The organism is Gordonia marina, assembly GCF_052036135.1.
Classification (GTDB): domain Bacteria; phylum Actinomycetota; class Actinomycetes; order Mycobacteriales; family Mycobacteriaceae; genus Gordonia.
On sequence record NZ_JBPSDN010000001.1, the window covers coordinates 168,856 to 195,436 of the forward strand.

The 26,581-nt window shown below is 71.3% G+C and carries 21 protein-coding genes and 1 pseudogene; 5 read left to right on the plus strand and 17 right to left on the minus strand.

Going from position 1 to position 26,581, the window contains the following annotated elements:
• The first annotated feature begins 45 nt into the window (after positions 1 to 45).
• The 3 genes from ACSEEN_RS00680 to ACSEEN_RS00690 all read left to right on the plus strand — a co-directional run bounded on the left by ACSEEN_RS00680 (position 46) and on the right by ACSEEN_RS00690 (position 4,467).
• Entirely contained in the window at positions 46 to 789 is a 744-nt protein-coding gene (locus ACSEEN_RS00680; protein WP_440711986.1) for an alpha/beta fold hydrolase, read from the plus strand.
• Between the two features lie 298 nt (positions 790 to 1,087).
• Complete coding sequence (locus ACSEEN_RS00685) at positions 1,088 to 3,703, plus strand: helix-turn-helix transcriptional regulator (RefSeq protein ID WP_440711987.1); 2,616 nt, start codon at positions 1,088 to 1,090, stop codon at positions 3,701 to 3,703.
• Positions 3,700 to 4,467 (plus strand): crotonase/enoyl-CoA hydratase family protein, encoded by a 768-nt coding sequence (locus ACSEEN_RS00690; protein WP_440711988.1) that lies wholly within the window; start codon positions 3,700 to 3,702, stop codon positions 4,465 to 4,467. Before ACSEEN_RS00685 ends, ACSEEN_RS00690 begins: the two co-directional genes overlap by 4 nt.
• Before the next feature lie 84 nt (positions 4,468 to 4,551).
• Here the strand turns inward: ACSEEN_RS00690 and ACSEEN_RS00695 are convergent, their stop codons facing one another.
• Complete coding sequence (locus ACSEEN_RS00695; RefSeq protein WP_440711989.1) at positions 4,552 to 5,556, minus strand: isopenicillin N synthase family dioxygenase; 1,005 nt, start codon at positions 5,554 to 5,556, stop codon at positions 4,552 to 4,554.
• 91 nt (positions 5,557 to 5,647) lie between these two features.
• On the opposite strand from ACSEEN_RS00695, the gene ACSEEN_RS00700 reads away from it, so the two are divergent.
• The gene (locus ACSEEN_RS00700) at positions 5,648 to 6,058 is read left to right on the plus strand and encodes a rhodanese-like domain-containing protein (RefSeq protein WP_371308034.1); all 411 of its coding nucleotides are present in this window, start codon (positions 5,648 to 5,650) and stop codon (positions 6,056 to 6,058) included.
• A gap of 7 nt (positions 6,059 to 6,065) precedes the next feature.
• Here ACSEEN_RS00700 and nuoN read toward each other — a convergent pair whose 3' ends face one another.
• The 16 genes and pseudogenes from nuoN to ACSEEN_RS00780 form a co-directional block, all read right to left on the minus strand.
• Positions 6,066 to 7,775 (minus strand): NADH-quinone oxidoreductase subunit NuoN, encoded by a 1,710-nt coding sequence (gene nuoN / locus ACSEEN_RS00705; protein ID WP_440711990.1) that lies wholly within the window; start codon positions 7,773 to 7,775, stop codon positions 6,066 to 6,068.
• Positions 7,772 to 9,349 (minus strand): NADH-quinone oxidoreductase subunit M, encoded by a 1,578-nt coding sequence (locus tag ACSEEN_RS00710; protein ID WP_371308032.1) that lies wholly within the window; start codon positions 9,347 to 9,349, stop codon positions 7,772 to 7,774. Before ACSEEN_RS00710 ends, nuoN begins: the two co-directional genes overlap by 4 nt.
• The gene (gene nuoL / locus ACSEEN_RS00715) at positions 9,346 to 11,259 is read right to left on the minus strand and encodes an NADH-quinone oxidoreductase subunit L (RefSeq protein WP_440711991.1); all 1,914 of its coding nucleotides are present in this window, start codon (positions 11,257 to 11,259) and stop codon (positions 9,346 to 9,348) included. The genes ACSEEN_RS00710 and nuoL overlap by 4 nt, the downstream gene beginning before the upstream one ends.
• 4 nt (positions 11,260 to 11,263) lie before the next feature.
• Entirely contained in the window at positions 11,264 to 11,563 is a 300-nt protein-coding gene (gene nuoK, locus ACSEEN_RS00720) for an NADH-quinone oxidoreductase subunit NuoK (RefSeq protein WP_247867328.1), read from the minus strand.
• Complete coding sequence (locus ACSEEN_RS00725) at positions 11,560 to 12,471, minus strand: NADH-quinone oxidoreductase subunit J (RefSeq protein WP_371308029.1); 912 nt, start codon at positions 12,469 to 12,471, stop codon at positions 11,560 to 11,562. The genes nuoK and ACSEEN_RS00725 overlap by 4 nt, the downstream gene beginning before the upstream one ends.
• Complete coding sequence (nuoI, locus tag ACSEEN_RS00730) at positions 12,468 to 12,974, minus strand: NADH-quinone oxidoreductase subunit NuoI (protein WP_298444795.1); 507 nt, start codon at positions 12,972 to 12,974, stop codon at positions 12,468 to 12,470. Before nuoI ends, ACSEEN_RS00725 begins: the two co-directional genes overlap by 4 nt.
• Positions 12,967 to 14,250: an NADH-quinone oxidoreductase subunit NuoH gene (gene nuoH / locus ACSEEN_RS00735; protein WP_371308028.1), complete on the minus strand. Its 1,284-nt coding sequence runs from the start codon at positions 14,248 to 14,250 to the stop codon at positions 12,967 to 12,969. The genes nuoI and nuoH overlap by 8 nt, the downstream gene beginning before the upstream one ends.
• A complete protein-coding gene (locus ACSEEN_RS00740; protein ID WP_440711992.1) occupies positions 14,247 to 16,847 on the minus strand; it encodes an NADH-quinone oxidoreductase subunit G in 2,601 nt (866 codons plus the stop codon). The genes nuoH and ACSEEN_RS00740 overlap by 4 nt, the downstream gene beginning before the upstream one ends.
• Positions 16,844 to 18,888: pseudogene (nuoF, locus tag ACSEEN_RS00745) on the minus strand (NADH-quinone oxidoreductase subunit NuoF). The gene ACSEEN_RS00740 and the pseudogene nuoF overlap by 4 nt, the downstream one beginning before the upstream one ends.
• Positions 18,885 to 20,216 (minus strand): NADH dehydrogenase (quinone) subunit D, encoded by a 1,332-nt coding sequence (gene nuoD, locus ACSEEN_RS00750; protein WP_298445309.1) that lies wholly within the window; start codon positions 20,214 to 20,216, stop codon positions 18,885 to 18,887. The pseudogene nuoF and the gene nuoD overlap by 4 nt, the downstream one beginning before the upstream one ends.
• A complete protein-coding gene (locus tag ACSEEN_RS00755) occupies positions 20,216 to 20,911 on the minus strand; it encodes an NADH-quinone oxidoreductase subunit C (protein WP_298445311.1) in 696 nt (231 codons plus the stop codon). The genes nuoD and ACSEEN_RS00755 overlap by 1 nt, the downstream gene beginning before the upstream one ends.
• Entirely contained in the window at positions 20,908 to 21,462 is a 555-nt protein-coding gene (locus tag ACSEEN_RS00760; RefSeq protein WP_247867341.1) for a NuoB/complex I 20 kDa subunit family protein, read from the minus strand. Before ACSEEN_RS00760 ends, ACSEEN_RS00755 begins: the two co-directional genes overlap by 4 nt.
• Positions 21,463 to 21,527: 65 nt before the next feature.
• On the minus strand, positions 21,528 to 21,890 hold the full coding sequence (locus tag ACSEEN_RS00765; RefSeq protein WP_247867344.1) for an NADH-quinone oxidoreductase subunit A: 363 nt from the start codon (positions 21,888 to 21,890) through the stop codon (positions 21,528 to 21,530).
• 128 nt (positions 21,891 to 22,018) lie between these two features.
• Entirely contained in the window at positions 22,019 to 22,453 is a 435-nt protein-coding gene (locus ACSEEN_RS00770; protein ID WP_298445314.1) for a DNA-binding transcriptional response regulator, read from the minus strand.
• 59 nt (positions 22,454 to 22,512) lie between these two features.
• Positions 22,513 to 23,202: a DUF6319 family protein gene (locus ACSEEN_RS00775; RefSeq protein WP_371308026.1), complete on the minus strand. Its 690-nt coding sequence runs from the start codon at positions 23,200 to 23,202 to the stop codon at positions 22,513 to 22,515.
• A gap of 84 nt (positions 23,203 to 23,286) precedes the next feature.
• Positions 23,287 to 25,389 carry a sigma factor-like helix-turn-helix DNA-binding protein gene (locus ACSEEN_RS00780; RefSeq protein ID WP_440711993.1) on the minus strand — a complete coding sequence of 701 codons (2,103 nt, stop codon included), beginning with the start codon at positions 25,387 to 25,389 and terminating at the stop codon, positions 23,287 to 23,289.
• A 106-nt stretch (positions 25,390 to 25,495) separates the two neighbouring features.
• On the opposite strand from ACSEEN_RS00780, the gene ACSEEN_RS00785 reads away from it, so the two are divergent.
• The gene (locus ACSEEN_RS00785) at positions 25,496 to 26,581 is read left to right on the plus strand and encodes a tellurite resistance/C4-dicarboxylate transporter family protein (RefSeq protein WP_440711994.1); all 1,086 of its coding nucleotides are present in this window, start codon (positions 25,496 to 25,498) and stop codon (positions 26,579 to 26,581) included.

The following is a 26,581-nucleotide window of genomic DNA, read 5'->3' on the forward strand; positions in this document are numbered from 1 at the left end:
AAATAGTGACATGCCGTTGTCCGGGGGCACGGGAAGGATGGCGGAATGACGACGAACACGAGCGGTCCCGGCCTCCCTCTGATCCCCGGCCTCCTGCTGATCCCCGGCCACTGGCTGGGTGCGTGGGCCTGGGATCAGGTGTTGGAACAACTGACCGAGCTGGGCTGCGGAGCGACGGCGCTGACCCTGCCCGGTCTCGACCGGAACGACCCCGATCGCGCTTCCCGGACACTCGATGACCAGGTGGCGGCGATCGAGCAGGCCATCGCCGCGAATGCCGGGCCCGTGGTCATCGTGGCCCACAGCGGGGCCAACGCGCCGGTGAGCGTCGTGCTGGATCGGCACCCCGAGCGAGTGCGCCGGGTGGTGTGGGTGGACAGCGGCCCGGCCGCCTCGGGAACGGCGTTCGCCCCGGACTTTCCCGAGGGGACGGAGGGACTCCCGCTGCCGCCCTTCGAGGTGCTCCGAGAGCAGGCGAGCACCGAGGGGCTCGGCGCCGGCGCGCTTGAGCGCTTCCGTGCCCGGGCTCTCCCGGAACCGGGCCCGGTACTGCGCCAGCGTGTGGAACTCGCGAATGAAGAGCGCTACGACGTGCCCACCACGTTCGTGTGCTGCTCGATGCCGAGCGCGCAGCTGCGCGAACTGGTCAGGGCCGGTCACCCCATGTTCGCCGAGGCCGGCAGCTTCAGGAACGTCGACTACATCGACCTCCCGACGGGCCACTGGCCGATGTGGAGCCGCCCCGCCGATCTCGCCCGGATTCTCGCCACCATCTCCGCCGACGGCTGACCCGACCCGGGCCGCGTTCAGCGGAAGGGTTCAGAGGAAGAACGTCGCACTCTCGAACAGGATCTTCCCGTCGCGGACGTGGTAGGTCTCCGTGCCGCGGCGTCCGCCGCCGAGCTACACGACGAGGTAGGCGTACTCGCCGTCGGCGATGAGGGAGCCGTGATGCCTGTCACGACCATCGTGCGGGCGGAGTGAGACGGCGAATATTCGGATTCCTGCACAGCGGACGACGCTCCGGCCGGGCGGATCCGCGCCGAACCCTCGCTGGCGCCGGGTTTGCGGACTTAGAATTCCGGGTATGGCTACGTCCTGGCCGCTCATCGAGCGCGAGCACGAGTTCGCCTCCATCCGCAACGCTCTGAGTGGCGCCGACGGCGGAATCATCCTGACCGGCGAGGCGGGCGTCGGAAAGACGACCCTGGCGCGCCACGCCGTGACCGAACTCGGTCTCCGGGTCCGCTGGGTCGCGGGCACCGAGTCCGCGCGCAGCATCCCGATGGGCGTCTTCGCGCACCTCGTCGGGGCGGGAGCGTCGAACGACCCCGTCTCGTATCTCTCGACCGCCCGCGAATCGCTGCTCGCCGACGGGCCGGTGGTGGTGGGCGTCGACGACGCCCACCTGCTCGACACCCTGTCCGCGACACTGCTGCACCAGCTCGCGATCGACCGGGCCGTGCGCATCATCGCCACCGTCCGCAGCGGCGAGACGGTCCCCGACGCGGTCACCTCCATGTGGAAGGACGGGCATCTCGCGCGGATCACGCTCGTCCCGTTCACCAAACAGCAGAGTGTCGACCTGGTGGAGAGCGTCCTCGGTGGTCAGCTCGAGGGTCTTTCGGCCGAACGCATGTGGACCGCATCCGGCGGCAACGCCCTGTTCCTGCGCCACCTGGTGCAGGGCGCCCTCGAATCCGGGGCGCTGCGGCAGGTCGAAGGCGTGTGGCAACTGCGCGGGCGCGCCGGGATCACCTCCGAACTCGCATCCCTCCTCGAGGACCGCGTCGACAGGTTCGACGACGACGTGCTCGCGGTCCTCAAACTGCTCGCCGTCTGCGAACCCCTCGACCTCGACCTGCTCAGCGACCAGACGGGGGCGGAAGCGGTGGAGGAGGCCGAACAAGGTGGCCTGATCCGCATCACCCAGGACAGCGGTTCGCTCACCGTGTCGTACGCGCATCCGCTGCTCGGCGAGGTGATCCGCCGCCGGCTGGGGCTGGCGTCGTCGCGGCGGCTGCGCGGCCGGCTGGTCCGGGCCCTCTCGGCGCGGACCGCCCTGACCGCGGCGCAGCGTATCCGCCTCGCGCAGCTGGCCCTGGAGAGCGACGAGCACGTGGACCGGGCGGTACTGCTCCGCGCCGCGCAGGACAGCCTGACGCTGGCCGACGTCACCGGCGGGGAACGTTTCGCCCTGGCCGCGCTCGACGCCGGCAACGGGCTGGCGGCCGCGGACCTGCTGGCACGGGCGCTGATGTGGCAGGGCAAGGCCCGCGAGTCCGACGAGGTGCTGAACGCCTTCGATCCCGCCGAGCTGACTCAGCCGGAAGTGGTGCGGTGGGGTATGCAGCGGATCGGCAACCTGTTCTGGAGCGTCGGCGACACCGAGGGTGCCGCCCGGGTCCTCGAGCAGGTCCGCGAGTCGATCACCGAGCCGGCGCTGGAGCAGATCGCCGACGGCATCGGTTCGGCGTGCGCCGCCTTCGAGAACGACCTGCCGCGCGCCCTGATCCTGGCCGACCGCGTCCTGAACGCGAAGAACCTGCTGCCGTGGGCCGAGGAGTGGGCGGTCTTCGGCGGGGGCCTCGCGCGGGCGCTGGGCGGCCGCGGCAGCGAGGTGGCGGCGCTCGCCGCGCGCGGCCGTATCGCCGAGGCCCGGACCGACGGAGTGCTGCGGTTCCCGGCCGGCTACGGCGAGATCCTGGCGCTCACCCTCACCGGCCGGTTCGACGACGCCGACCGGGCCGCCGCCCGGTACGACCAGCTCGCCGCCGCCGGCCAGTATCTCGCCTGGGCGCTGGCCGGCACGCACGTCTCGACGGTCGCCCTCGCCCGCGGCGACCTGCCCGCGGTCACCTCGAGACTGGAACAGAGCCTGGCCGCGCTCGCCGGGCAGCGCCGCGTGTCGTGGGTGTTCCCGGCCCGATACGTGCTGGCCCAGGCCTACGCCGGGCTCGGGCAGGCCGCCGAGGCCGATGCGGTGCTCCTCGCCGCCGAGGACGCCTACGGGCCCAACGTCGCCGTCTGCCGCCCGCAACTGCTGCTGGCGCGGGCCTGTCAGCTGGCCGCGGCCGGCGCGGTGACTCCGGCGATCGCCGGTGCGCGGGAGGCGGCGCATGCGGCGCGGGACACCGAGCAGTACGCGGTCGAAGCGCTCGCCCTGCACACCGCCGCCCGGTTCGGCGCCACCGCGCCCGAGGTGGCCGAGCGGCTCGCGGCGCTGGCCGCCCGGATCGACGGTGAACTCGCCCCGGTCTACGCGCGGCACGCCGCCGCGGTCGCGGCGGGCGACGGTGCCGACCTCGACGCGGCCGCCCGCGACTTCGAGCGGATCGGTGCGCTGATGTCCGCCGCGGATGCGGCTGCGGCGGCGGCCACCGCGCATGACCGGGCGGGGCACCGGACCGCGATGGCGGCGTCGTCGGCGGCCGCGGCCCGCCTGTCGGTGGCCTGCGGCGGCCTCCGGACTCCGGCGGTCGTGGCGGCCGCGCAGCCGCTGCCGCTCACCGTGCGTGAGCGCGAGATCGCCAGTCTGGTCGCGGTCGGACTGACCAACCGGGAGATCGCCGATCGGCTGGTGGTCTCGGTCCGCACCGTCGAGGGTCACATCTATCGCGCGTGCCAGAAGTTCGACGTCGCCGACCGCGCCGGACTCGCCGACCTGGTCACCGGCCGGAGTGAGGCGGACGGATCCCGGTGAACGATCTGCGCATCGAGGACGACGGCGAGGTCTTCCTGGTCGTGATGAACCGGCCCGACCGGCACAACGCGGTCGACGGCCCGATGGCGGCCGAACTCGCCGCGGCCTTCCGCGCGTTCGAAGACTCCGCGGCGGCGGTGGCCGTGCTCGCCGGTGACGGGCCGTCGTTCTGCGCGGGCGCCGACCTCAAGGCGGTGGGCACCGAGCGGGGCAATCGGGTGGACCGATCGGGTGACGGTCCGATGGGGCCGACCCGGCTCGACCTGGACAAGCCGGTGATCGCGGCGCTGTCCGGGCACGCCGTCGCCGGCGGTCTGGAGCTGGCGCTGTGGGCCGACCTGCGGGTGGCCGACGAAGAGACGGTGCTGGGCGTGTTCTGCCGCCGGTGGGGTGTTCCGCTCATCGACGGCGGCACCGTCCGGCTGCCGCGGCTCATCGGACACAGCCGCGCGATGGATCTGATCCTCACCGGTCGTCCCGTCGGCGCCGCCGAGGCGCTCGATTTCGGGCTCGTCAACCGCGTCGTGCCGGCGGGGACGGCGCGCGAAGCGGCGGTCGCGCTGGCCCGGGAGATCGCTCGGATGCCGCAGACCTGCCTCCGGGGCGATCGCCGGTCGGCCCGCGATCAGTGGTCCCGCGACGAGCCCGCGGCACTGGCCGCCGAGTTCGAGATCGGCCTGACCTCGTTGCGCGCCGACGGTGTCACCGGTGCCGGCCGGTTCGCCGCCGGTCACGGCCGCGGCGGCTCGTTCGACGACATCTGACGCCGTCCGCCGGTCGCGCTGCGAAACCTCGTGGCGCCGGTCGAGCCTGTCGAAACCTGCTGTGCCGGTTGAGCCTGTCGAAACCTAACGCAGCAGATCGGCGTGGTGGCGGGCGGCGACGTCGGGGTGGGCGCGCAGCCGCGCCTTGAGGATGTTCTCGCCGAAGGTGCCGGAGATCGGATTGGCCGGATCGTCGGTGACACCGCGCGCCTGCGCGGCGAGCTTCGGCGGCAGGGTGATCCGCGGCATGGCCGATGACAGCGCCGGATTGAAGAAGAACGGCACCGACAGCCGCTCGGTCCCCGGGGGCGGCGACTGCACCCGGTGCATGGTCGCCTTCAGATAGCCGTCGGTGGCGTACTCCATCAGCTCGCCGATGTTGACCACGAACGCGTCGTCGATCGGCGGTGCGTCGATCCAGCCGCCGTCGCGGCGCACCTGGAGACCGCCCTTGCCCGGCTCCACCAGGAGCAGTGTCAGCACGCCCGGATCCTTGTGGGCGCCGACGCCCTGCCGGTCGGCCTCGGCATCGCGGCCGGGGTAGCGGACCAGCTTGATCAGGGTCGACGGCCGCTGCGCGAACGCCGGATCGAACACGTCGGCGGGGGCGCCGAGGCTCAGTGCCCACTCCCGCATGAGGCGCAGGCCGAGGGCGCCGCACCGCTCCTGCCAGTCGGTGAGGATCGCCCGGAAGTCCGGGACGCCGGACGGCCACAGATTGGGGCCGTCGAGGCGCAGATACGACGGCTCGGTCCCGAGCGACGGGTATTCGGCCGCGAGGTCGATCTGCTCGCGCCAGTCGATCGCGCCCTGCGTGTACTCGCCGCCGAACCGGGTGTAGCCGCGAAACTGCGGGCTCGCCAGCATCTCGACGGCGAACTTGTCGGCGTCGGGCAGAGCGAAGAAGGCCCGCGCGGTGTCGAACAGGCGGTCGCGGACGTCGCGCCCGATGCCGTGGCCGACGAGGTAGAAGAACCCGACCTCGTGGGTGGCGGTGCGCAGCGCGTCGCGGAACGCCGCGCGATCGGACTCGTCACCGCTCAGCAGCGACATGTCGACGATGGGCAGTTCGGTCAGCACACCGGTCATCGTGATTCCTCTCGTACTCCAGACCCTTCCACGGTAAGCCTTCGCGCACTAGAGTCCAATATAGATACAAGACGTACGCGAGGAGTCTGTCATGTCCCGAGCCCCCGGAAGTCCGCGGCGCCGTCGCGCCGCCGATCTCGTCGCCGAGGCGAACCGGGAGGTGCCGCCTTTGCCGCTCGCCGAGGCGGCCGCACTGCTCGGCGGCGAGTCGGCCGTGTTCGTCGACATCCGGGAACCTCAGGAGTGGGCGCGCGAGGGGGTGATTCCCGGCGCGTACCGGGCGCCACGCGGAATGCTGGAGTTCTGGGTCGACCCGGAGAGCCCGTACTACCGGCCGGCACTGGACGACGGCCGCCGTCTGGTGCTCTACTGCGGATCGGCCTGGCGGTCGGCGCTGGCGGCCGCGAGTCTGCACCGCATGGGCGTGGACGTGACGCACGTGGACGGCGGATTCAGCGCCTGGCGCGCCGCCGGTCTCCCCGTCGAACCGTACGTGCGATAGCCGGCGGTCACCGCAGGAAGGCCGACGCCGAGGAGGCCAGGTCGAGCAGCGGCTGCGGGAACACCCCGACGAACGCGGTGACGGCGGCGCACACGCCGATCGGCACGGTGGTCAGCGCGCTCGGGGTCAGCACCTCCGGCGCGTCATCCGGTGACGGCGCGAAGAACATCGAGACGATCACCCGCACATAGAAGTACGCGGCCACGGCGCTGCACAACACGCCCACGATCACCAGGGCCCACGCGCCGGTCGCTCCGGCCGCCGCGAAGACCGCGAACTTCCCGATGAATCCGCTGGTCAGTGGGATCCCGGCGAACGACAGCAGAAACAGCGACAGCAGTACCCCGACCAGTGGCCGCCGGCGTCCGAGGCCGGCCCAGGCGTCCAGCCGGGACTCCTCCACGCCGGTCTCATCGCGCACCACCGACAGCAGCGCGAAGCCGCCGAACGCCGCGAACGCGTACGCGGCGACGTAGAACAGGGTCGACGAGATCCCGGCCTCGGTCAGCGTGATCGCACCGACCAGGGCGAAGCCGACGTGCCCGACCGACGAGTAGGCGAGCATCCGTTTGATGTCCTGCTGTGTCACCGCCATCAGCGTGGCGATCACCATCGTCGCGATCGCCACCGCCCACAGCGCGGGCCGCCAGTCGTCGGCCAGCCCGGCGAAGCCGACGTGCAGCACCCGCAGCAGTGCGCCGAAGGCGGCGACCTTGGTGGCCGACGCCATCAGCGCGGTCACCGGCGTCGGGGCGCCCTGATACACGTCCGGCACCCACGACCCGAACGGCACCGCCCCCACCTTGAACAGCAGTCCCACGCTCACCCCCACCACGGCGATCAGCGCGAGGGTGTGATCGGCGGACCCGCCGGCGGCGTCCTGGGCCCCGCTCCCGGCGGCCAGCGAATGTCCGATCATGCCGAGGTTCAGCGACCCGGTGGCGCCGTAGGCGAACGCCGAACCGAACAGGAAGATCGCCGACGCGAACGCGCCGAGCAGAAAGTACTTGAGCGCGGCCTCCTGGGACAGCAGACGACGACGCCGTGCCAGCCCGCAGAGCAGATACAGCGGCAGGGAGAGCACCTCGAGCGCGACGAACATGGTGAGCAGGTCGCCGCACGCGCCGAACAGCATCATGCCGCCGACGGCGAACAGGGTGAGCGGGAAGACCTCGGTGGTGACCGCGTGGGCGCGGGCGGCGAGCAGCTCGTCGGGAGAGTCCGGAATCGTCGCCGCGGACGGGGTGAACGCGTCCGCGGGCAGATCCGCATCGGCGCCGCCACCGCTGACGACGGCCATCCGCCTGCCCGCGGCCGTGCGGACTTCGACCGGTGCCCAGACCCGGTCGAGCCGCCGTTCGGCCATGAACGCGACCGCGGCGAGGGACACCAGCAGGATGGTGCCCTGCAAGAACAGCGTGGGGCCGTCGATCACGACCGCCCCCGACATGGTCGCGGCCGCGTCTGTGGGCATCCCGGTCGCCAGGATCACCACGCGGACGAAGGCGATGACCAGCGCGGCGATCGCGAGCGACACCTGGATGCGGTGCCGCGCCCGGGCGACGGTCGCGGCCGGTGCGCCGGTCACCCCGGGGGCGACGGCCAGTACCGCCTCGACCAGCACACTCAGCACGGCCACCCCGAACACGACGAGCATCGGTGAGAGCAGCGCGTAGTCGATGGCGGGGGCGTCGATCGCCAGCGGAACAGTGGTCATCGCGGTCCTCCGGCGACACTCGGGTGCGGATCGACGGTGACGACGCTGCTGTGGCCGACCGCCGGATCGACGAAGTTCAGGATCAGCCCGGGGAAGAAGCCGAGTACCAGCAGCGCGGCGATCAGCGGTGCCACCACCGCTTTCTGCCGCACGCTGAGATCGCGGATCGGCCGGCTCGCCCCGCCACCGGCACCGGCCGACGGACCGCCGAACACCCGCTGATAGGTCCACAGGATGTACAGCGCGGACAGCACCAGGGCGAGTGCTGCCAGGATCGCCGCCACCGGATAGCGCACATAGGTGCCGATCAGCACCAGGAACTCGCTGACGAACGGCGCCAGCCCCGGCAGCGAGAGGGTCGCGAGACCGGCGATCAGGAACACCCCGGCCAGCACGGGCGCGGCCCGCTGGATGCCGCCGAAGTCGGCGATCAGCGCGCTGCCGCGCTGCGTCACCAGGAAGCCCGCCACCAGGAACAGCGCCGCGGTCGAGATCCCGTGATTCACCATGTACAGCGTCGACCCGGTCTGTCCCTGCGCGGTGAGCGCGAAGATCCCCAGCACGATGAACCCGAAGTGGGAGATCGACGTGTACGAGATCAGCCGCATCAGATCGGTCTGCGCGATCGCCAGCACGGCACCGTAGAGGATCGACACCACCGCGAGCGACGACACCAGGGGGGCGAAGGTCACCGAGGCGTCCGGGAACATCCCGAGGCAGAAGCGGAGCATCGCGAAGGTGCCGACCTTGTCCATCACCGCCATCATCATCACTGCGCTCGCCGGGGTCGCGGCGACGGCGGCGTCGGGCAGCCAGCTGTGCAGCGGCCACAGCGGAGCCTTGACCGCGAAGGCGAACAGGAAGCCCAGGAACAGCAGATTCAGCATCATCGGCGACGCTTCGAGGTCCCCCCGCGCGGCCATCTCGCTGATCGCGGTGAACGAGAACGTGCCCGGACCGCTGCGCGCGGTCACCACGTACAGGCCGATCACGGCGGCGAGCATCACCAGACCGCCGAGCAGGTTGTAGAGCAGGAACCGGACCGCGGCGCGGGACCGGAACCGCTCGCCGGCCGCCGACCGGTCAGTGCCGTAGCCGCCGATCAGGAAGTACATCGGGATCAGCATCGCCTCGAACACGATGTAGAAGAGCAGCACGTCGGTGGCGACGAAGCTGATCAGCACCAGTGCCTCGACGGCCAGCAGCAGGGCGACGTAGGTCGCCGCGCCGCGGGCGGTGGTCCGGCCGCTGATGTCGGCGTCACGCCAGCCGGCGAGCAGCAGCAGCGGCGTGAGGCAGGCGGTGAGCAGGATCAGGGCCAGCCCGATGCCGTCGAGCGAGAGCGAATAGCGCGTGCCGATCGCCGGGATCCAGCTGACGTCCTCGGTGAACTGGAAGCGGCCGCCCCCGGCCGAGAAGCGGATCGCGATGACGATGGCCCACCACGCGGTGACCACGCCCGCGCCGAGGCCGATGGCCTTGGCGGTGGTGGGCCGGTCGGCCGGCGCCAGCATCACCAGGACCGAGGCGAGCGCCGGGATCGCCCAGAGAACGGTCAGCCAGGGAACGGTCACAGCGCGCTCACCACCCAGGTGAGGATGCCGATCAGCACCGTTCCGGTCAGGATCGACGCCGCGTACGACCGGACGTACCCGGTCTGCCACCGCCGCGTCACGGTCGAGAGCCCACCGACACCGGCGCCGACCGCGGTCGGGACCTGTGCGAAGCCGTCGTTCTCGATGGCGGCCAGTCCCGCCGTCGCCAACCGTCCCGGGCCCTCGAAGACGGTCTCGTTGAACGCGTCGCCGTAGAGGTCGCGGCGGGCCGCGACGGTCAGGCCGGAGACGTCGTCGGGGGCGGTCACCGGGACCGGTCGTGTGCCGTACTGCCGCCAGGCGATCGCGCCGCCGGCGAGCACCGTCGCCAGCACGATCAGCGTGACCGCCCAGCTCGGCAGCGGGCCCTCGTGATGCGCGGCCTCACCGACGACCGGCGCCAGCCAGTGCGCCACGGTGCCGCCGATCGTGAGTGCCCCGCCGGCGGCCAGCGAGCCGATCGCCAGCAGGATCATCGGCCAGGTCATCGATCGCGGCGCTTCGTGCGGGTGCAGCGGGGACTCGCCGCGCGGCGACCACCGGCGCTCGCCGAAGAAGGTCATCGCCATCACCCGGGTCATGTAGTAGGAGGTCAGCCCGGCCCCGAGCAGCGCGACCACGAACAGGATCGGGCCGCGCGCACCCCCGGCCCCGAAGGCGGCCTCGATGATGCCGTCCTTGGAGAAGAATCCGGAGAACGGCGGGATGCCGATCAGCGCCAGGTACCCGAAGCCGAAGGTGACGAAGGTGACGGGCATGAGTCTCGCGAGCCCGCCGTACCGGCGCATGTCGGTCTCGTCGTTCATCGCGTGCATCACCGACCCGGCGCCGAGGAACAGTCCGGCCTTGAAGAAGCCGTGCGCCACCAGGTGCACGATCGCGACCGCGTAGCCGGCCGGGCCGAGTCCCGCGGCCATCACCATGTATCCGATCTGGCTCATGGTCGACGCGGCGAGCGCCTTCTTGATGTCGTCCTTCGCGCAGCCGATGATCGCCCCGAACAGCAGGGTCACCGCGCCGACCACGAGGACGGCGGTCTGCGCGCCGGGTGCGAGGTCGAACAGCGGCGCCGACCGGGTGATCAGGTAGACGCCCGCGGTCACCATCGTGGCCGCGTGGATCAGCGCCGACACCGGGGTGGGGCCCTCCATCGCGTCGAGCAGCCAGGCTTGCAGCGGCACCTGCGCGGACTTCGCGCAGGCCCCGAGGAGCAAGAGCAGGCAGATCGCGGTGAGCGTGCCCTCCCCGGCGCCCGGTGCCGCGCCGAAGACGCCCGCGAAGCCCACCGTGCCGAAGGTGGTGAACATGATCATCAGGGCGATCGCGAAGCCCACGTCGCCCACGCGGTTGATCACGAACGCCTTCTTCGCGGCCGTCGCCGCGGTCGGCTTGTACTGCCAGAAGCCGATCAGCAGGTACGACGCCAGGCCGACGCCCTCCCAGCCCAGGTAGACGCCCAGATAGCTCTCCGCCAGGACCAGCACCAGCATGGCCGCCAGGAACAGGTTGAGGTAGGCGAAGAATCGCCGCCGGTCCGGATCGGACGCCATGTAGCCGATCGAGTAGACGTGGATCAGGGTGCCGACGACGGTGATCAGCAGCACGAAACACATCGACAGCTGATCAAGCCGCAGCGCCGCCTCCACGTGGAAGCGCCCGGCGTGGATCCAGGTCCAGCCGCCCGAGACCGCGGCGCGCGCGGGCCCTTCGCGCCCGATCATCGCGATCCACGACGCGACCGCGATCACGGCGGCGGCGCCGGCGAGCAGCGTCGCCAGCAGGTGTCCCCACCGGTCGGTGCGGCGGCCGCCGAGCAGCAGGATCAGCGCGCCAGCGGCGGGCAGGCCGGGGAGCAGCCAGAGCAGATTCCCCCAGAGTCCGGTGGTCATCGCGTCACCGCCTCAGCAGATCGGCGTCGTCGACCGAGGCCGACCGGCGGGTGCGGAAGAGCGTCATGATGATCGCGAGGCCGACCACCACCTCGGCGGCGGCGACCACCATCGTGAAGAAGGCGATCACCTGTCCGTCCAGGCTGGCGTGCATGCGCGCGAAGGTGACGAAGGCCAGGTTGGCGGCGTTCAGCATCAGTTCCACGCACATGAAGACGACGAGAGCGTTGCGGCGCAGCAGCACCCCGGACGCGCCGATCGCGAAGAGGATCGCCGACAGGTACAGGTAGTTCGCGGGGTTCATCGGCCCTCCTTGATCGGCCGGTTCCGTCCCAACGCTTCCTGAGTCGCCGACGACGTGCCGACCGCTCCCTGAGCCGCCGACGACGTGCCGAACGCTCCCTGAGCGGCCGGCGACGTGCCGAACGCTCCCTGAGCCGCCGACGAAGGAGGCGTGTCGAAGGGACCGAGGTCCCGCGGGGTGAGCAGCGCGTTCACCGACAGCGCCGACGGCGAGCCGTCGGGTTCACGGGCCGGGATGTCGACCGCGTTGTGCCGGGCGAAGACCCCGGGCGGTGGCAGCGGCGTGACGTGGCCGCCGCGGGCGAAGCGCGCGATCGACAGCTCGCGCTGACCGCGCTTGGGGCCGAACCGCTGGCGGTGGGCCAGCACCATGGCGCCGAGTGTCGCGGTGATCAGCAGCGCGCCGGTGAGTTCGAACGCCCACAGGTACTTGACGAAGATCAGTTCGGCGAGGGCCCGGATGTTCTCGTTGCCGCCGCCGGGCGCGGTGCCGTGGCTGTAGTCGGGGGCGCCGCGGAACGGCGTGAGGACCGCGGTGCCGAGGGCCGCGACCAGCAGGATCGCGAAACCGATCCCGAGGCCGGCGGCCAGATAGCGCTGCCCCCGGATGGTCTCGACGAGCGAGTCCGACGAGTCCACGCCGATCAGCATCAGCACGAACAGGAACAGCATCATCACCGCGCCGGTGTAGACCACCACCTGCACCACGCCGAGGAACAGCGCACCCTGCAGCACGTAGAACACCGCGAGGATGATCATCGTCATCGCCAGGAAGACCGCCGAATAGACGGCCTTCGGCGACAGGATCACGCCGAGCGCACCGATCACCACGATCACCGCCAGCACCCAGAAGGTGACGGCCTCGCCGGTGGTGGTGCGGGTCAGTTCCGACGCGAGTACGGCGGTCATCCGGTGACCTCGCCGCGGTAGTAGTTCTCCGGCCGCGTGCCGGGCGCCATGTCGTGCGGCGGGGGCGTCATGCCGTCTTCCAGCGGCGCCAGCAGCTGATCCTTCTCGTAGATCAGGCCGGCGCGGCTGGGGCCGGCGAGTTCGTAGTCGCCGGTCATGGTGAGCGCACGCGTCGGGCAGGCTTCGATGCACAGGCCGCAGCCGATGCAGCGCAGGTAGTTGATCTGGTAGACGCGGCCGTAGCGCTCGCCGGGGGAGTAGCGCTCCTCGTCGGTGTTATCGGCGCCCTCGACCAGGATGGCGTCGGCCGGACATGCCCACGCACACAGCTCGCAGCCGATGCATTTCTCCAGTCCGTCCGGATAGCGATTCAGCTGGTGGCGGCCGTGGTAGCGAGGGGCGGGCGGTTCCTTCTGCTCCGGGTACTGCTCGGTGATCGGGGCGCGGAACATGCCGGCGAACGTGGAGGCGAAGCCGGCGACGGCATCGGGCATGTCAGGCATCGGCGGACTCCTTCGGCAGAACCTGGCCGGGCAGTGGCGGTACCGGGAAGCCCCCGGCGAACGGATCGAAGGGCTTGTCGTGGGCGCCTTCCGGGCCGGTCGAAGCGGCAGACGAATCGATCGACCGACCTCCCACCACCGCGAACACCGCCTTGAGCAGCGCCGCGGTCACGACCAGTCCGGCGGCGGCGTAGATCAGGCCGGCGCTCCACGCGGCCCAGCCTCGGGTGGCCTCGGTGATCACCGCGACCACCAGCACCCAGGCGAGGGCGAACGGGATCAGCACCTTCCAGCCGAGCGTCATGAACTGGTCGTAGCGCAGGCGCGGGAGCGTGGTCCGCAGCCAGATGAACACGAACAGGAACACCCACACCTTGATCACGAACCACAGCAGCGGCCACCATCCGCTGTTCGCGCCGGACCACAGGCTCACCGGCCACGGCACCTGCCAGCCGCCGAGGAACAGCGTCGCGGCCAGCGCCGACACCGTCGCCATGTTGATGTACTCGGCCAGCATGAACATCGCGAACTTCAGCGACGAGTACTCGGTGTGGAAGCCGCCGACCAACTCGCCCTCGGCCTCGGGCAGGTCGAACGGGGCGCGGTTGGTCTCGCCGACCATGGAGATCGCGTAGATCACGAACGACGGCAGCAGCACCAGTACGTACCAGCGCCCGGATTGCCCGGCGACGATCCCGGACGTCGACATGGTGGCCGACAGCAGGAAGACCGCGGCGAAGGTCAGGCCCATCGCGATCTCATACGAGATCACCTGCGCCGTCGACCGCAGGCCGCCGAGCAGCGGATAGGTCGACGACGACGCCCAGCCCGCCAGCACGATGCCGTACACCCCGATCGAGGTGACGGCCAGGATGTAGAGCACGCCGACCGGCAGGTCGGTCAGCTGCAGCGGGGTCCGGTGACCGAACACCGAGACCATCGGCCCCATCGGGATCACCGCGAACGCCATGATCGCCGGCACCACCGAGATGATCGGTGCCAGCACATACAGGACCTTGTCGACGCCGATCGGGGTGAGCCCCTCCTTCAGGGCGAGCTTCACGCCGTCGGCCAGGCTTTGCAGCGCACCGTGCCAGCCGACCCGGTTCGGCCCGAGCCGCCGCTGCATGCGGGCCATCACCTTGCGCTCGGCGAGGATCGCGACCAGCACCGTCACCACCAGGAACGCGAAGATCGCGACGGCCTTGACGAGCATCAGCCACCACGGATCGCGCCCGAAGTCGGCGAGCGTGGGGAACCGGGCTGGCGCGGTCATCGGCCGCTCCGCACGGTCACTCGATCGCCGGGCGAGGCCGCCAGCCGGGCGTGCAGGCCCTGCCCGGGCGCGTTCATCGGAACCCAGATCACGTCGTCGGGCATGTCGGTGACCGCCAGCGGCAGGGTCAGCTCGCCGCGCCGCGTGGCGACGGTCACCGGGTCGCCGTCGCCGATGCCGAGCCGCTCCGCCGCCGCGGCGGCGAGGCGCACGACGGGGCGGCGTGCGGTCTGCGCGAGGTAGGGCTCGCCGTCCTGAAGGCGGCCGTCGTCGAGGAGCATCCGCCAGGACGCGAGAGTGAACTCGTCGCCGGGGGTCGTTTCGACACGGGCGGGCTGCTCAGTAGCTCGTTGAGCCGGACGAGCCGCTAGGCGAGTCCGAGTCGAAACGCCCGTCTCGAACGAAGGTTGCTCGTCGCTGGGGGTCGTTTCGACACGGTTCGTCACTTCGTTCCTCACCGGCTCAACGGGCTGTTGGGAAGTCGGTGTCGAAACGACCCCCTCGAACGACGCGCGCTCGCCGTCCCACGGCCCGATGCGCGCGAACTCGCGATGAATCGCGTCGGCGCTGTCGCAGTTCAGGTCCGTCCCGAGTTCGGCGGCCAGCAGGTGGAGCACGCGGTGGTCGGACAGCGGGAGGGTGCCGCGGTCGGGCGGCGGGAGAGCGGTGGAGAACGGTCGCGGACGACCCTCCCAGTCCACGAAGGTGCCGGTCTTCTCGGCGACCGCGGCCACCGGGAAGACGACGTCGGCGTACTCGGTCACCGCGGAGGGCCGCTGCTCCAGGCTCACCACGAACGACCGGGCGAACGCGTCGTGGGCCGCCGCCGGGTCGGGCAGGTCGCCGGGGTCCACCGCGCCGGTCAGCACCGCGCCGAGGTCGCCGTTCCCGAGGGCCGCGAGCATTCCGGCGGTGTCCCGGCCGGGCACCTCGCTGGGCACCGTACCCCAGACCTGCCCGAGGTCGCGGCGGGCGGTCGCCGACGAGACCGGCCGGCCCGCGGGCAGCAGATTCGGTGCGGCTCCGACGTCCAGGCCGCCGCGCTCGCCGGCGCGCCGGGGGATCCAGGCCAGCCGCGCGCCGGTGCCGTCGGCGACGGTGGCCGCCGCGGTGAGGGCGCCGGGTGCGGCGGCGAGTCGTTCACCGGTCAGCAGTACCGCCCCCGGCGTGGCGAGCAGCTCGGCCACCTCCGGCGACGCCAGCGCGTCGGCCTCGGCCCCGGGGACGCACGAGATCAGGTCGGCGGACAGCTTCGCCGATCCGGGACTGCGCCAGGAGGCGATGGTCACGACGCGGCAGTGATGGCGGCGCACCGCCTTCCGCAGCCGCAGGAAGACGGCCGCGCTCTCCTCCTCCGGTTCCAGTCCGGCCAGGACCACCACCGGTGCCTTCTCCAATTCGGCGTAGGTGACGCCGATTCCGGTACCGGCGACGCGTGCCGCCAGGAACGCGGTCTCCTCCGCCGAGTGATCCCGCACCCGCATGTCGACGTCGTTGGTGCCGAGCACCACGCGGGCGAACTTGCCGTAGGCGTAGGCGTCCTCGACCGTCGCCCGTCCACCGAGCAGCACCCCGGCCGGTGTTCCGGACAGGCCGCGGGCGGCGACGGCCAGCGCGTGCGGCCACGACGCCGGCGCGAGCACGCCGTCGTCGCCGCGGACCAGCGGGACGGTGAGCCGGTCGGGGAGCTGGGCGTAGGCGAACGCCCAGCGGCCCTTGTCGCAGTTCCACTCCTCGTTGACCTCGGGATCGTCGCCGGCCAGGCGGCGCAGCACCTTCCCGCGCCGGTGATCGGTGCGCAGCGCGCACCCGCCCGCGCAGTGTTCGCAGACGCTCGGTGACGAGATCAGGTCGAAGGGCCGCGCGCGGAAGCGGTACGCGGCACCGGTCAGGGCGCCCACCGGGCAGATCTGCACCGTGTTGCCCGAGAAATACGATTCGAAAGGCTCCTCCGCTGTGTCATCTGGGCCCGCTCGCTCCGCTCCCGGCGCCCGGTAAGCGAACACCTGTTGCAGCGCACCGCGATCGGCGAGCTCGATCAGCGGATCCCCGGCGATCTCGGTGGAGAACCGGGTGCACCGGGCACACAGGACACACCGCTCCCGGTCGAGCAGCACCTCCGGCGACAGCGCCACCGGCTTGGTGTAGGTGCGCTTGACGCCGTCGAACCTCGACGTGGGCCGGCCCGCCGACATGGCCTGGTTCTGCAGCGGGCACTCGCCGCCCTTGTCGCAGGTCGGGCAGTCGAGCGGGTGATTGATGAGCAGGAGTTCCATCACGCCGCTCTGCGCGCGGGCCGCGTCGGCCGAGGTGTGCTGGGTGCGGACCACCATCTGATCGGTCGCCGTGATGGTGCACGATGCCATCGGTTTGCGCTGTCCCTCCACCTCGACCAGGCATTGCCGGCAGGCCCCGGCGGGCGGCAGCAGCGGGTGATCGCAGAAACGGGGGATCTCGACGCCGATCAGTTCGGCGGCGCGGATCACCAGGGTGCCCTTGGGGACGGTCACCTCTACGTCGTCGATGGTGAGGGTCACCATGTTCTCGTCGGGTGGTCTCGACTCCGCTCGACCGTCTTGAGCGTGGACCGCGGTCATGATCTCGACTCCGCTCGATCGGCGTGGAACACGGTGGACTTCGACGGGTCGAAGGGGCAGCCGCCCGGGTGGCCGTCGTGGGGGAAGTGCGCGAGGTATTCGTCGCGGAAGTACTTCAGTGAGCTGAGGATCGGGCTGCCCGCGGCGTCACCGAGGGCGCAGAAGCTCTTTCCGACGACGCTGTCGGTGATGTCGGTCAGCGTGGTCAGATCCTCCTCGGTGGCGTCGCCCGATTCGAGCCGCCGCATCAGCTGCACCAGCCAGTAGGTGCCCTCGCGGCACGGAGTGCATTTGCCGCACGACTCGTGCGCGTAGAACTCGGTCCACCGGGTGACGGCGCGGACCACGCACGTCGTCTCGTCGAAGATCTGCAGGGCCTTGGTGCCGAGCATCGATCCGGCCTCGGCGACTCCCTCGTAGTCGAGGGGGACGTCGAGGTGTTCCGGGGTGAAGATCGGCGTCGACGATCCGCCCGGTGTCCAGAACTTCAGCGTGTGCCCGGCGCGGACCCCGCCCGCGCGTTCCAGGAGTTCACGGAGGGTGATCCCCAGCGGTGCCTCGTACTGCCCGGGCCGGGCGACGTGCCCGGACAGCGAGTACAGGGTGAAGCCGGGGGAGCGCTCGGTGCCCATCGACCGGAACCAGTCGGTGCCGTTGCGCAGGATCGACGGCACCGACGCGATCGACTCGACGTTGTTGACGACGGTCGGGCTCGCGTACAGCCCGGCGACGGCGGGGAACGGCGGCCGCAGCCGCGGCTGGCCGCGGCGGCCCTCCAGCGAGTCGAGCAGTGCGGTCTCCTCACCGCAGATGTAGGCGCCGGCACCGGCGTGCACCACCAGGTCGAGGTCCAGACTCGAGCCGAGCACCCGGCGCCCGAGCAGACCGGCCGCATACGCTTCGTCGACCGCCTCGCGCAGCCGCCGGATCACCGGAGCCACCTCGCCGCGGACGTAGATGAACGCGTGCCGTGCGCGGATCGCGTAGGCGGCGATCGCGACGCCCTCGATCAGGGTGTGCGGGGACGCCAGCATCAGCGGCATGTCCTTGCAGGTGCCGGGCTCGGACTCGTCGGCGTTGACCACCAGATAGTGGGCGTCGGACGTGTCGCGCTCACCCTGCGGGATGAAGCTCCACTTCATCCCGACCGGGAAGCCCGCGCCGCCGCGGCCACGCAGCCCGGAGGCCTTCACCAGCTCGATCACGTCGTCCGGGGCCACCGCGAGGGCCGCCTTCAGCCCCGTGTAGCCGCCGCGACGCAGATAGCTCGCGAGCGTCCACGACTGTCGATCGGACCAGAAACGGGACAGCACGGGGGCCTGCGCGGGCTCACCCCCGGCGGGCAGGTCGACAGTGATCATGATGCGCCCTCCCCTTCGACAAGCTCAGGGGGCCGGCTGGGCGGGGCGCCGGCGAGGAGCCGCTCGTTCTCCCGGAAGGTGCACAGCGAATCCGCGCCGCGGCTGGGGCACACCGGCCTCCCGGCGCGCAGGTCATCGACCAGCGCGGCCGCGGACTCCGGGGTCTGGTCGTCGAAGAACTCCCAGTTGACCATCACCACCGGCGCGAAGTCGCAGGCGGCGTTGCATTCGACGCGCTGCAGGGTCACCGCGCCGTCGTCCGTCGTCTCGCCGGGTGCGACACCGAGCCGGTCGGTGAGTTCGGCGAGGATCGCGTCGCCGCCCATCACCGCGCACAGCGTCGTCGTGCAGACACCGACCAGATGGGTGCCGGTGGGCGTGCGCCGGTACATCGAGTAGAAGGTCGCGACCGACGCGACCTGGGCGGGGGTGAGCTCGAGCAGGCCGGCGCAGAACCGGACGCCGGCGCGCGTGACGTAGCCGTCGTGCGCCTGGACCAGGTGCAGCAGCGGCAGCAGCGCGGACCGCGCCTGCGGGTACCGGGCGATGATCGGGGCGGCGTCGGCGCGCAGCGCGGCCTCGTCGCCGGGCGAATACCGCTCCGGGCCGGTGAACTCGATCGGCGGTTGCGGCGTCCCGGTGCGGAACGGCGTGAGTTCGAGCAGGACGGGATCGGTCATCGGTCCACCCCTCCCATCACGGGATCGATACTGGCCACGGCGGTGATCACGTCGGCCACCAGACCGCCTTCGCACATCGCCGCCACGGCCTGCAGATTGGTGAACGACGGATCGCGGAAGTGCACCCGATACGGGCGGGTGCCGCCGTCGGAGACCACGTGCACGCCGAGCTCGCCGCGCGGCGCCTCGATCGCGGTGTAGCTCTGCCCGGCCGGCACGCGCATGCCCTCGGTGACGAGCTTGAAGTGATGGATCAGCGACTCCATCGAGACCCCCATGATCTCGGCGATGTGGGCCGGCGAGTTGCCCAGCCCGTCGGGGCCGACGGCCAGATCGGCAGGCCAGGCCAGACCGGCGTCGGCCACCATCACCGGGCCCGGTTCCAGCGCGTCGAGCACCTGCCGGACGATCCTGATGGACTCGTACATCTCCCGCACCCGGATCAGGTAGCGCCCGTACGAGTCGCAGCCGTCGTCGGTGACGACGTCGAACTCGTAGTTCTGATAGCCGCAGTAGGGGGCCGCGCGGCGCAGGTCGTGCGGGAGTCCGGTGGACCGCAGGACCGGCCCGGTGATGCCGAGCGCCATGCAGCCGGTGAGATCGAGGTAGCCGACTCCCTGTGTGCGGGCCTTCCAGATGTGGTTCTCGGTGAGAAGGGCCTCCACCTCGGCGATCTCGCGCGGCAGCGCGTCGAGCACCTCGGCGATGTGCTGCTCGCAGCCCTCGGGCAGATCGGCGGCGACCCCGCCCGGCCGGATGAAGGCGTGATTCATCCGCAGGCCGGTGATCTCCTCGAACAGGTCGAGAATGGTCTCCCGTGCGCCGAAACCGAGGAACATCGGCGTCACCGCGCCGAGTTCCATCCCGCCGGTGGCGAGGGCGACCAGGTGGGAACTGATCCGATTGAGTTCCATCAGCAGCACCCGGATCGCGCTGGCGCGGGCCGGGATCTGATCGGTGATGCCGAGCAGCTTCTCGACTCCGAGGCAGTAGGCGGTCTCGTTGAAGAACGGCGAGAGATAGTCCATCCGGGTCACGAAGGCGACGCCCTGGGTCCAGGTGCGGAACTCCAGATTCTTCTCGATCCCGGTGTGCAGGTAGCCGATGCCGCAGCGGGCCTCGGTGACGGTCTCGCCCTCGATCTCCAGGATCAGCCGCAGCACGCCGTGCGTGGACGGATGCTGCGGGCCCATGTTCACGACGATCCGCTCGTCGGGCGAACCCCCGTCGGCCTCGCGACGCTCGGCGAGGGTCGCGACCAGGTCGTCCCAGTCGCGGCCGGCGACGATGAACTCCTGCTCCTTGAGCTTGTCGAAAGGAACGCGCATCAGCGGTAACTCCTGCGCTGGTCCGGCGGCGGTACGGTGGCGCCCTTGTACTCCACCGGGATGCCGCCGAGCGGATAGTCCTTGCGCTGCGGGTGTCCCTCCCAGTCGTCGGGCATCTCGATCCTGGTCAGCGACGGATGACCCTCGAACACGATCCCGAAGAAGTCGTAGGTCTCGCGTTCGTGCCAGTCGTCGGTCGGGTACACCGCGACCAGGCTGGGCAGCCGCGGGTCGGCGTCCGGGGCGGTGGTCTCCAGCCGCAACAGCCGGTTGTGGGTGATCGAGCGCAGCGGGTACACCGCGTGCAGTTCGCGGCCGGTCTCGTCCGGGTAGTGCACGCCGTTCACCCCGAGGCACAGCTCGAAGCGCAGCGCTTCGTCGTCGCGCAGGGTCGCGGCGACGGGCAGGAGTGCGCGCCGGTCGACCATCACGGTCAGTTCCCCGCGGTCGACGACCACTCGCTCGATCGCGGCCTCCGAGTCGATGCCCCGCACGGCCAGTCCCTCGATCAGCGCGTCGACGGCCTCATCGAACCAGCCGCCGTAGGGGCGCTCCGCGGCGCCGGGCAGCACGATCGGTGTCACCAGCCCGCCGAAGCCGGAGGTGTCGCCGCTGCCGGCCGGACCGAAGAGGCCGCGCGCCACTCCGATCACCTCGCCGCCGTGGCGGCCGCCGGGGGTCAGTTCGCCGGTCATCGCAGCAGCCCCCGCAGCTCGATGGTGGCCGGTGCCGACAGCGCCGCGCGCTCGGCGGCACGCACCGCCTCCTCGCGGTGCACGCCCAGCGGCTCGGCGGCGATCTGCTCGTGCAACGCCAGGATCGCGTTCATCAGCATCTCCGGCCGCGGCGGGCAGCCGGGAAGGTAGATGTCGACGGGCACCACGTGGTCGACGCCCTGGACGATCGCGTAGTTGTTGAACATGCCGCCGGACGACGCGCAGACGCCCATCGCGAGCACCCACTTCGGTTCGGCCATCTGGTCGTAGATCTGGCGCAGCACCGGCGCCATCTTCTGGCTCACCCGTCCGGCCACGATCATCAGATCGGCCTGGCGGGGCGAGGCGCGGAAGGCCTCCATCCCGAAACGGGCGAGGTCGTAGCGGCCGGACGTGGTCGCCATCATCTCGATGGCACAGCAGGCGAGCCCGAAGGTGGCCGGCCACAGCGATCCCTTGCGCATGTAGCCGGCGAGTTTCTCGACGGTGCTCAGCAGAAATCCGCCGGGCAACTGCTCTTCGATCCCCATCGGTGGGAGCTCCCTTCCGTATCGATCGTGCGAGGGCTGTTCGTGATCGACTCACCGCGTGCGTGTCAGTCCCAGCTCAGCCCTCCGCGGCGCCACTCGTAGGCGTAGGCGACCGAGACGTTGACGATGAACAGGGCGACGGCGATCAGCCCGAACCAGCCGAGGCTGTCGGCGGCGACCGCCCACGGGTAGAGGAAGACGATCTCGATGTCGAAGATGATGAACAGCATCGCCGTCAGGTAGTACTTCACCGGGAATCGCTGCACCAGGCCGGCCGTGGGCGGAAGGGGTTCTATGCCGCATTCGTACGCTTCGAGCTTCGCGCGGTTGCGGCGGCGCGGTCCGACGATCGACGCGATCACCACTGAGACTACGGCGAAGGCGAGTGCGATGCCGCCGAGGACCAGAATCGGCGCGTACGCGTTCACCTGCCTCAGCCTCCTTGTGCTGCAAGGTCTTTCGCTCCGGTCTGGGGTGACGGGGAGGAGCGATGGTCACCCTTGTGATGTAAAACACACACTAGTCACGGGTGGCGCCGCCGTGGGGGATTCTCCGGCTATTGCGTGGTGGCGCGCCGCGACAGGAGGCCGGTGACGATGCGGGGGAGTTCGATCGGGTCGACGGGCGACGACGCGCTCGCATCGGCGCGCGACCAATCGGCCAGCCACCGGTCCGCGGCCCGCGCGATCAGCACCAGCAGCGGCGGGCACGGCGAGTATTCGTCGCGCAGTTGCTTGGCGAGCCCGAGGCCGCCCACGGGCGTGGCCTCGCCGTCGAGGATCGCCAGATCGACGGTCCCGGTGTCGAACTCGCGCAGCACCATCGGCGCGGTCGCGACTTCCACGTACTCGAGTTCGGGCAGGTCGGGATGCAGCCGGGTGCCGAGGGCCGTCCGCACCTGCTGCCGGGTCCCGGCGTCGTCGGAATACACCAGGACGCGGACGACGACGCCGTCGCCACGCGGATCGGAAGAACCGTTGCGCGGGCTCATGTTTCCCGACCCTAGTGACGTCGAGACGCGGCCGGGGTCGTTTCGGTGCGGACGTTCGGTCAGGGCTGCGGTTGATCCAGGGCGGCGAGGGCCTGGCGGGCGGCCTCGAGTTCCCGGCTGAGTTCTTCCACGCGGCGCTGAGCCTCCTCGCGGGCGGCGTGCAGCAGTGCGGTGACCGCACCCGCGGCGGTCTCGTCGCCGAGTTCGCGGACGGCGGCATCCACCGCTTCGGGGGCCAGCGGCCGGGAACGCTGAGGCTTGCGCGCTCCGCGCGTCACCAGGACCGACCACTCGTTCTCGGGTGAGCCGTAGATCGTGACGGTCACCGACTTGACCGACGACGCCCGGGCCGCGGCGCGTTTGGCGGCGGGAGCCCGCTTCGGCGAGGTCGGTGTGGCCGGCGAGGCCGGAGCCTTCGGCTCCGGCGCCGGGGCGGGTGCGGTGGCGGGCGCCGCCGCGGTCTTCGCTGTCCGCCGCGGCTTCGTCGGCGGGGGTTCGGGGGCGTTCTTCGTCATCCGGAGTTCCTCGGCCTCGTAGGGGAGTTCGTCGTCCACGCCGCGGGGCCGGACCACGACGGTGGTGCCGTCCACCGAGATCACCCGCGCGGAGGCGCCGGGCGCCAGGCCCAGGCTCGGTGTGCCTTCGCGCAGGTACACGGTGGCGCGGCGGCCCTCGGCGACGGCCACGGCCAGGGCGGACAGATTCTCGGCGGTCAGCGAGTCGGCGGCCGGGCGGCGTCGCGGGGGCATGGCCGGTCCTCTCTGTCGGGGCAGGTCATCGGGATCGTTGAGAACACATGATACCGAACTGATGTGCGAAAGACGAGACTCGGGTCACGGCCGATCGGTGCCGGTCAGCAGGGCTGCGATGTCGGTCTCGCCGCGCGCGGCGTAGGCCTCGGCGACCGCTGCCGCGGCGGTGTCGGGGGGAAGCCCGGCGGCGACGGCGAGCGCGGCGAGGGCGACCGCGGCGTCGTCGGTGGCCGGGGCGCCGATCCGGGCGAGGGCGTCGTGCATCGGGTCCGTCGCCGCGCGGACCGGCTCCACCTCGAAGCGGCCGTCGTCGGTGAAGACGAGCAGCATCTCGGCGGATTCGTCCAGGCCGAGGGCGGTGACGAAACGGCGGATGCTGCCGATGGTCGGTTGCAGCGCGGTCCACGACACCGACTGCTCGCCGTCGGCGGAGTCGAGGTGCCGGACCTCGCCGTGCGCAAGACCCAACGCCGTCGCCATCGCGACCGGCAGCGGAGCGCCGCTACCGCGCAGGTGTTCGCGATTCACCGCGACCCGCAGTTTCCAGGCGTCGCCCACGCGATACAGCGACCGGGTCTGCGCGGGCGACTTCCGCGGCGCCGCGGCATCCGCGGCGGCCGTGACGATGCCCGCCTCCGTGCGGAACGGCGGGGCGGCGGCGTAGGCGACGATCGACGCCGCCTTCACGTCGTAGGCGACGGCGAGGGTGTCGACCAGGTCGGCGAGGGGTGCGCTGCCACCGGATTCGGTGAGCCGCCGGGCGATGGCGACCCGGATGCTCTCGTATCCGTCGCCGCCCCACTCTCTCAGGCCCCACTGCGTGCGGCTGACGCGCTGGAAGCGATCGTCGCCGGTCATCTGGTTCACCAGCGAGCGGACCGACCGCTCGACATGGAATTCGGCGACCAGTTCCTCGGGGGTCATCGGCGCGGCGTGGATCCGCAGGATCGCGGCGGCGTAGTCCTCCACCGACGACGTCCGCGTCAGGATGTGGCCGCGGTACACCGCGTAGCCGGCCGCGCCCGCCCAGTCGGCGTACCACGACGGGGTGGCGGTCCCGGCCGCGCCGGTCACCGCGTCGAGCGCATCGAGCCGGACGACGCCGTACCGATCGGCTTGTTCCTCGAGGATCGTCCTGGTCGTCTCCCGCGCGGCGTCGAGCGTCGGGGTGGCGGCCCAGCCGTCGTCGATCTGGAAGGGCACACCGATCCCGGTGAGCACCCGCCACAGCGGCGCCCCGGTGACCGGGACCGTCTCGCCGATCGCCGGCAGGGTGGCGAGGAGCTCGTCGAGCGGGCGGACGGTGCCGATGGCGCGCAGCGCCGCGGCCAGCATGAACTGCGCCTCGGTGCTGTTCTCCATCCAGTCGTACAGCTCATCGAGGGCGCGGGCCTCGTACTGCCGCACGCGTTCCCGGGAGACGCCGAAGCGTTCGCCGAGCGACTCCAGCCGGATGCGTGGCCGGGTCAGGCGGCGCTCGGCGAACACCACGCGATCGCGTTCGGCGAGTTCGCCGATGCGCGTGTCGAGCTGGGCGGCGACGCCCTCGGGTTCGTCGCCGGTGAGCGCGAGGTCGTCGCCGGTCAGCCGATCGAGACGGCGGCGGGCGTCGTGCACGACGGTCGGCGCGTGGTCGGGCAGGCCCGCCAGCACGGGAGTGCGCCGCTGTCCGGCCACCACGTGCCAGCGGGCGATGATCGCGAGATCGTCGAGCAGTGCGGCGACGGGGTCGTCCGGGCCGGTGTCGGGCCGTCCGGCGGCCTCGACCGACAGGGCCACCAGCTTGCTGAGCAGCGGCGTCACCGAACCGGTGCCCATGCCCCGGCTGTCGAGGATCTCGGCGGCGGTGACCGGCCGGATCCGGTCGGTGGTGAAGGTCGACGACGACAGCAGCCAGTTGGCCGCGCGGGTCGGCAGGTCGGGATCGGGGATCAGATCCACGCCGCCGGGCAGCATCGGCAGCAGATCGCCCAGGGCGATCTCCGGCAGCGTCTCGATGATCAGAACGGCGATGAGGTCGCTGTGCGCCTGCCGGATCTGGGCATCGGCGGTGGTGGGATCGTCGTCGATCCAGAAGAACTCGGGGTCGGCGCCGCGGCTGGCCAGCCAGGGTGCGAGGTCGGACCACGTCGCCGGATTCGGCTCCCCGGACGGGGAACCGGCGGCAGGGGAGTCCATGCGCATGCCGATCAGTCTTCCCCACCGGCGGGTTGCGGGCCGGGAGGTACCGGTGTTCCGTGTCGCGCGGGTGGGCCCGGCGGGGAGGCGGCGGCGCCTACAGTGAACTGCCATGCGGGGACCTTCGATGCCTGCGGTGCCGGATGCGCCGGGCCGCTCCACCCTGGCCGGCCGGGTGGACGACGCCGTGCGCACGCTGACGCCGGGCTATTTCGCGCTCGTGATGGCGACCGGGATCATCTCGCTCGGCCTGCACGGCACCGGCGCGACGATGGGTTCGGCGGTGCTGCTGTGGATCGCGGTGGCCGCCTACGCGGTGCTGGTGGTGATGAACGTCGTCCGGGGTCTGCGGTACCCGCAGGCCCTGCGCGCCGACTTCGCGGACCCGGCCCGGTCGTTCGGCTTCTTCACCTTCGTCGCCGCGACCTGCGTGCTCGGCAGCCGCCTGACGGCCGAGGGGCTGCGGGTGATCCCGCTCGCGCTGCTGCTCACCGGGGCGATGGCCTGGATCGTTCTCGGCTACACGGTGCCGTGGATGGCCGTGCGCGGGCAGGCCGAGGGTATCCCGGCTCTGGGTATCGCGAACGGGACGTGGTTCATCTGGGCCGTCGCCAGCCAGTCCGTCGCCGTGCTCGCCGCGATGCTGGAACCGACGGTCGTCACCGGCCGGACCTCGCTGGCCCTGCTCGCCGTGTTCTCGTGGTCGGTGGGGGTGTTCCTGTACTGCGCCGTGGGTGTCCTGCTCATGGTGCGTCTGCTGGCGCACCCGTTCGCGCCGGACGACATGACCCCGCCGTACTGGGTCGCGATGGGTGCCACCGCCATCACCGTCGTGGCCGGGGCCCGGATCGTGATGATGGCCGACGCGCCCATGGTCGACGCGACGCGCGGCCTGATCGCCGGCGCCGCGGTGTTCTTCTGGGCGTTCGGCACCTGGCTGATCCCGCCGCTGATCGCCGCCGGGTACTGGAAGCATGTGCGGCGGCGTGTCCCGCTCCGCTACGAGGCGACGCTGTGGAGCATCATCTTCCCGCTCGGCATGTACGGCGTGGGGTCGCGTTTCCTCGGCGAGATCGACCACCTGCCGATGGTGCACGCGATCGGTGTCGGCGAGAGCTGGTTCGCGCTCGCGGCGTGGCTCGCGACCTTCGTGGCGATGGTCGTGCACGGGTGGCGGACCGTCGTCCGTCCGGGCTGA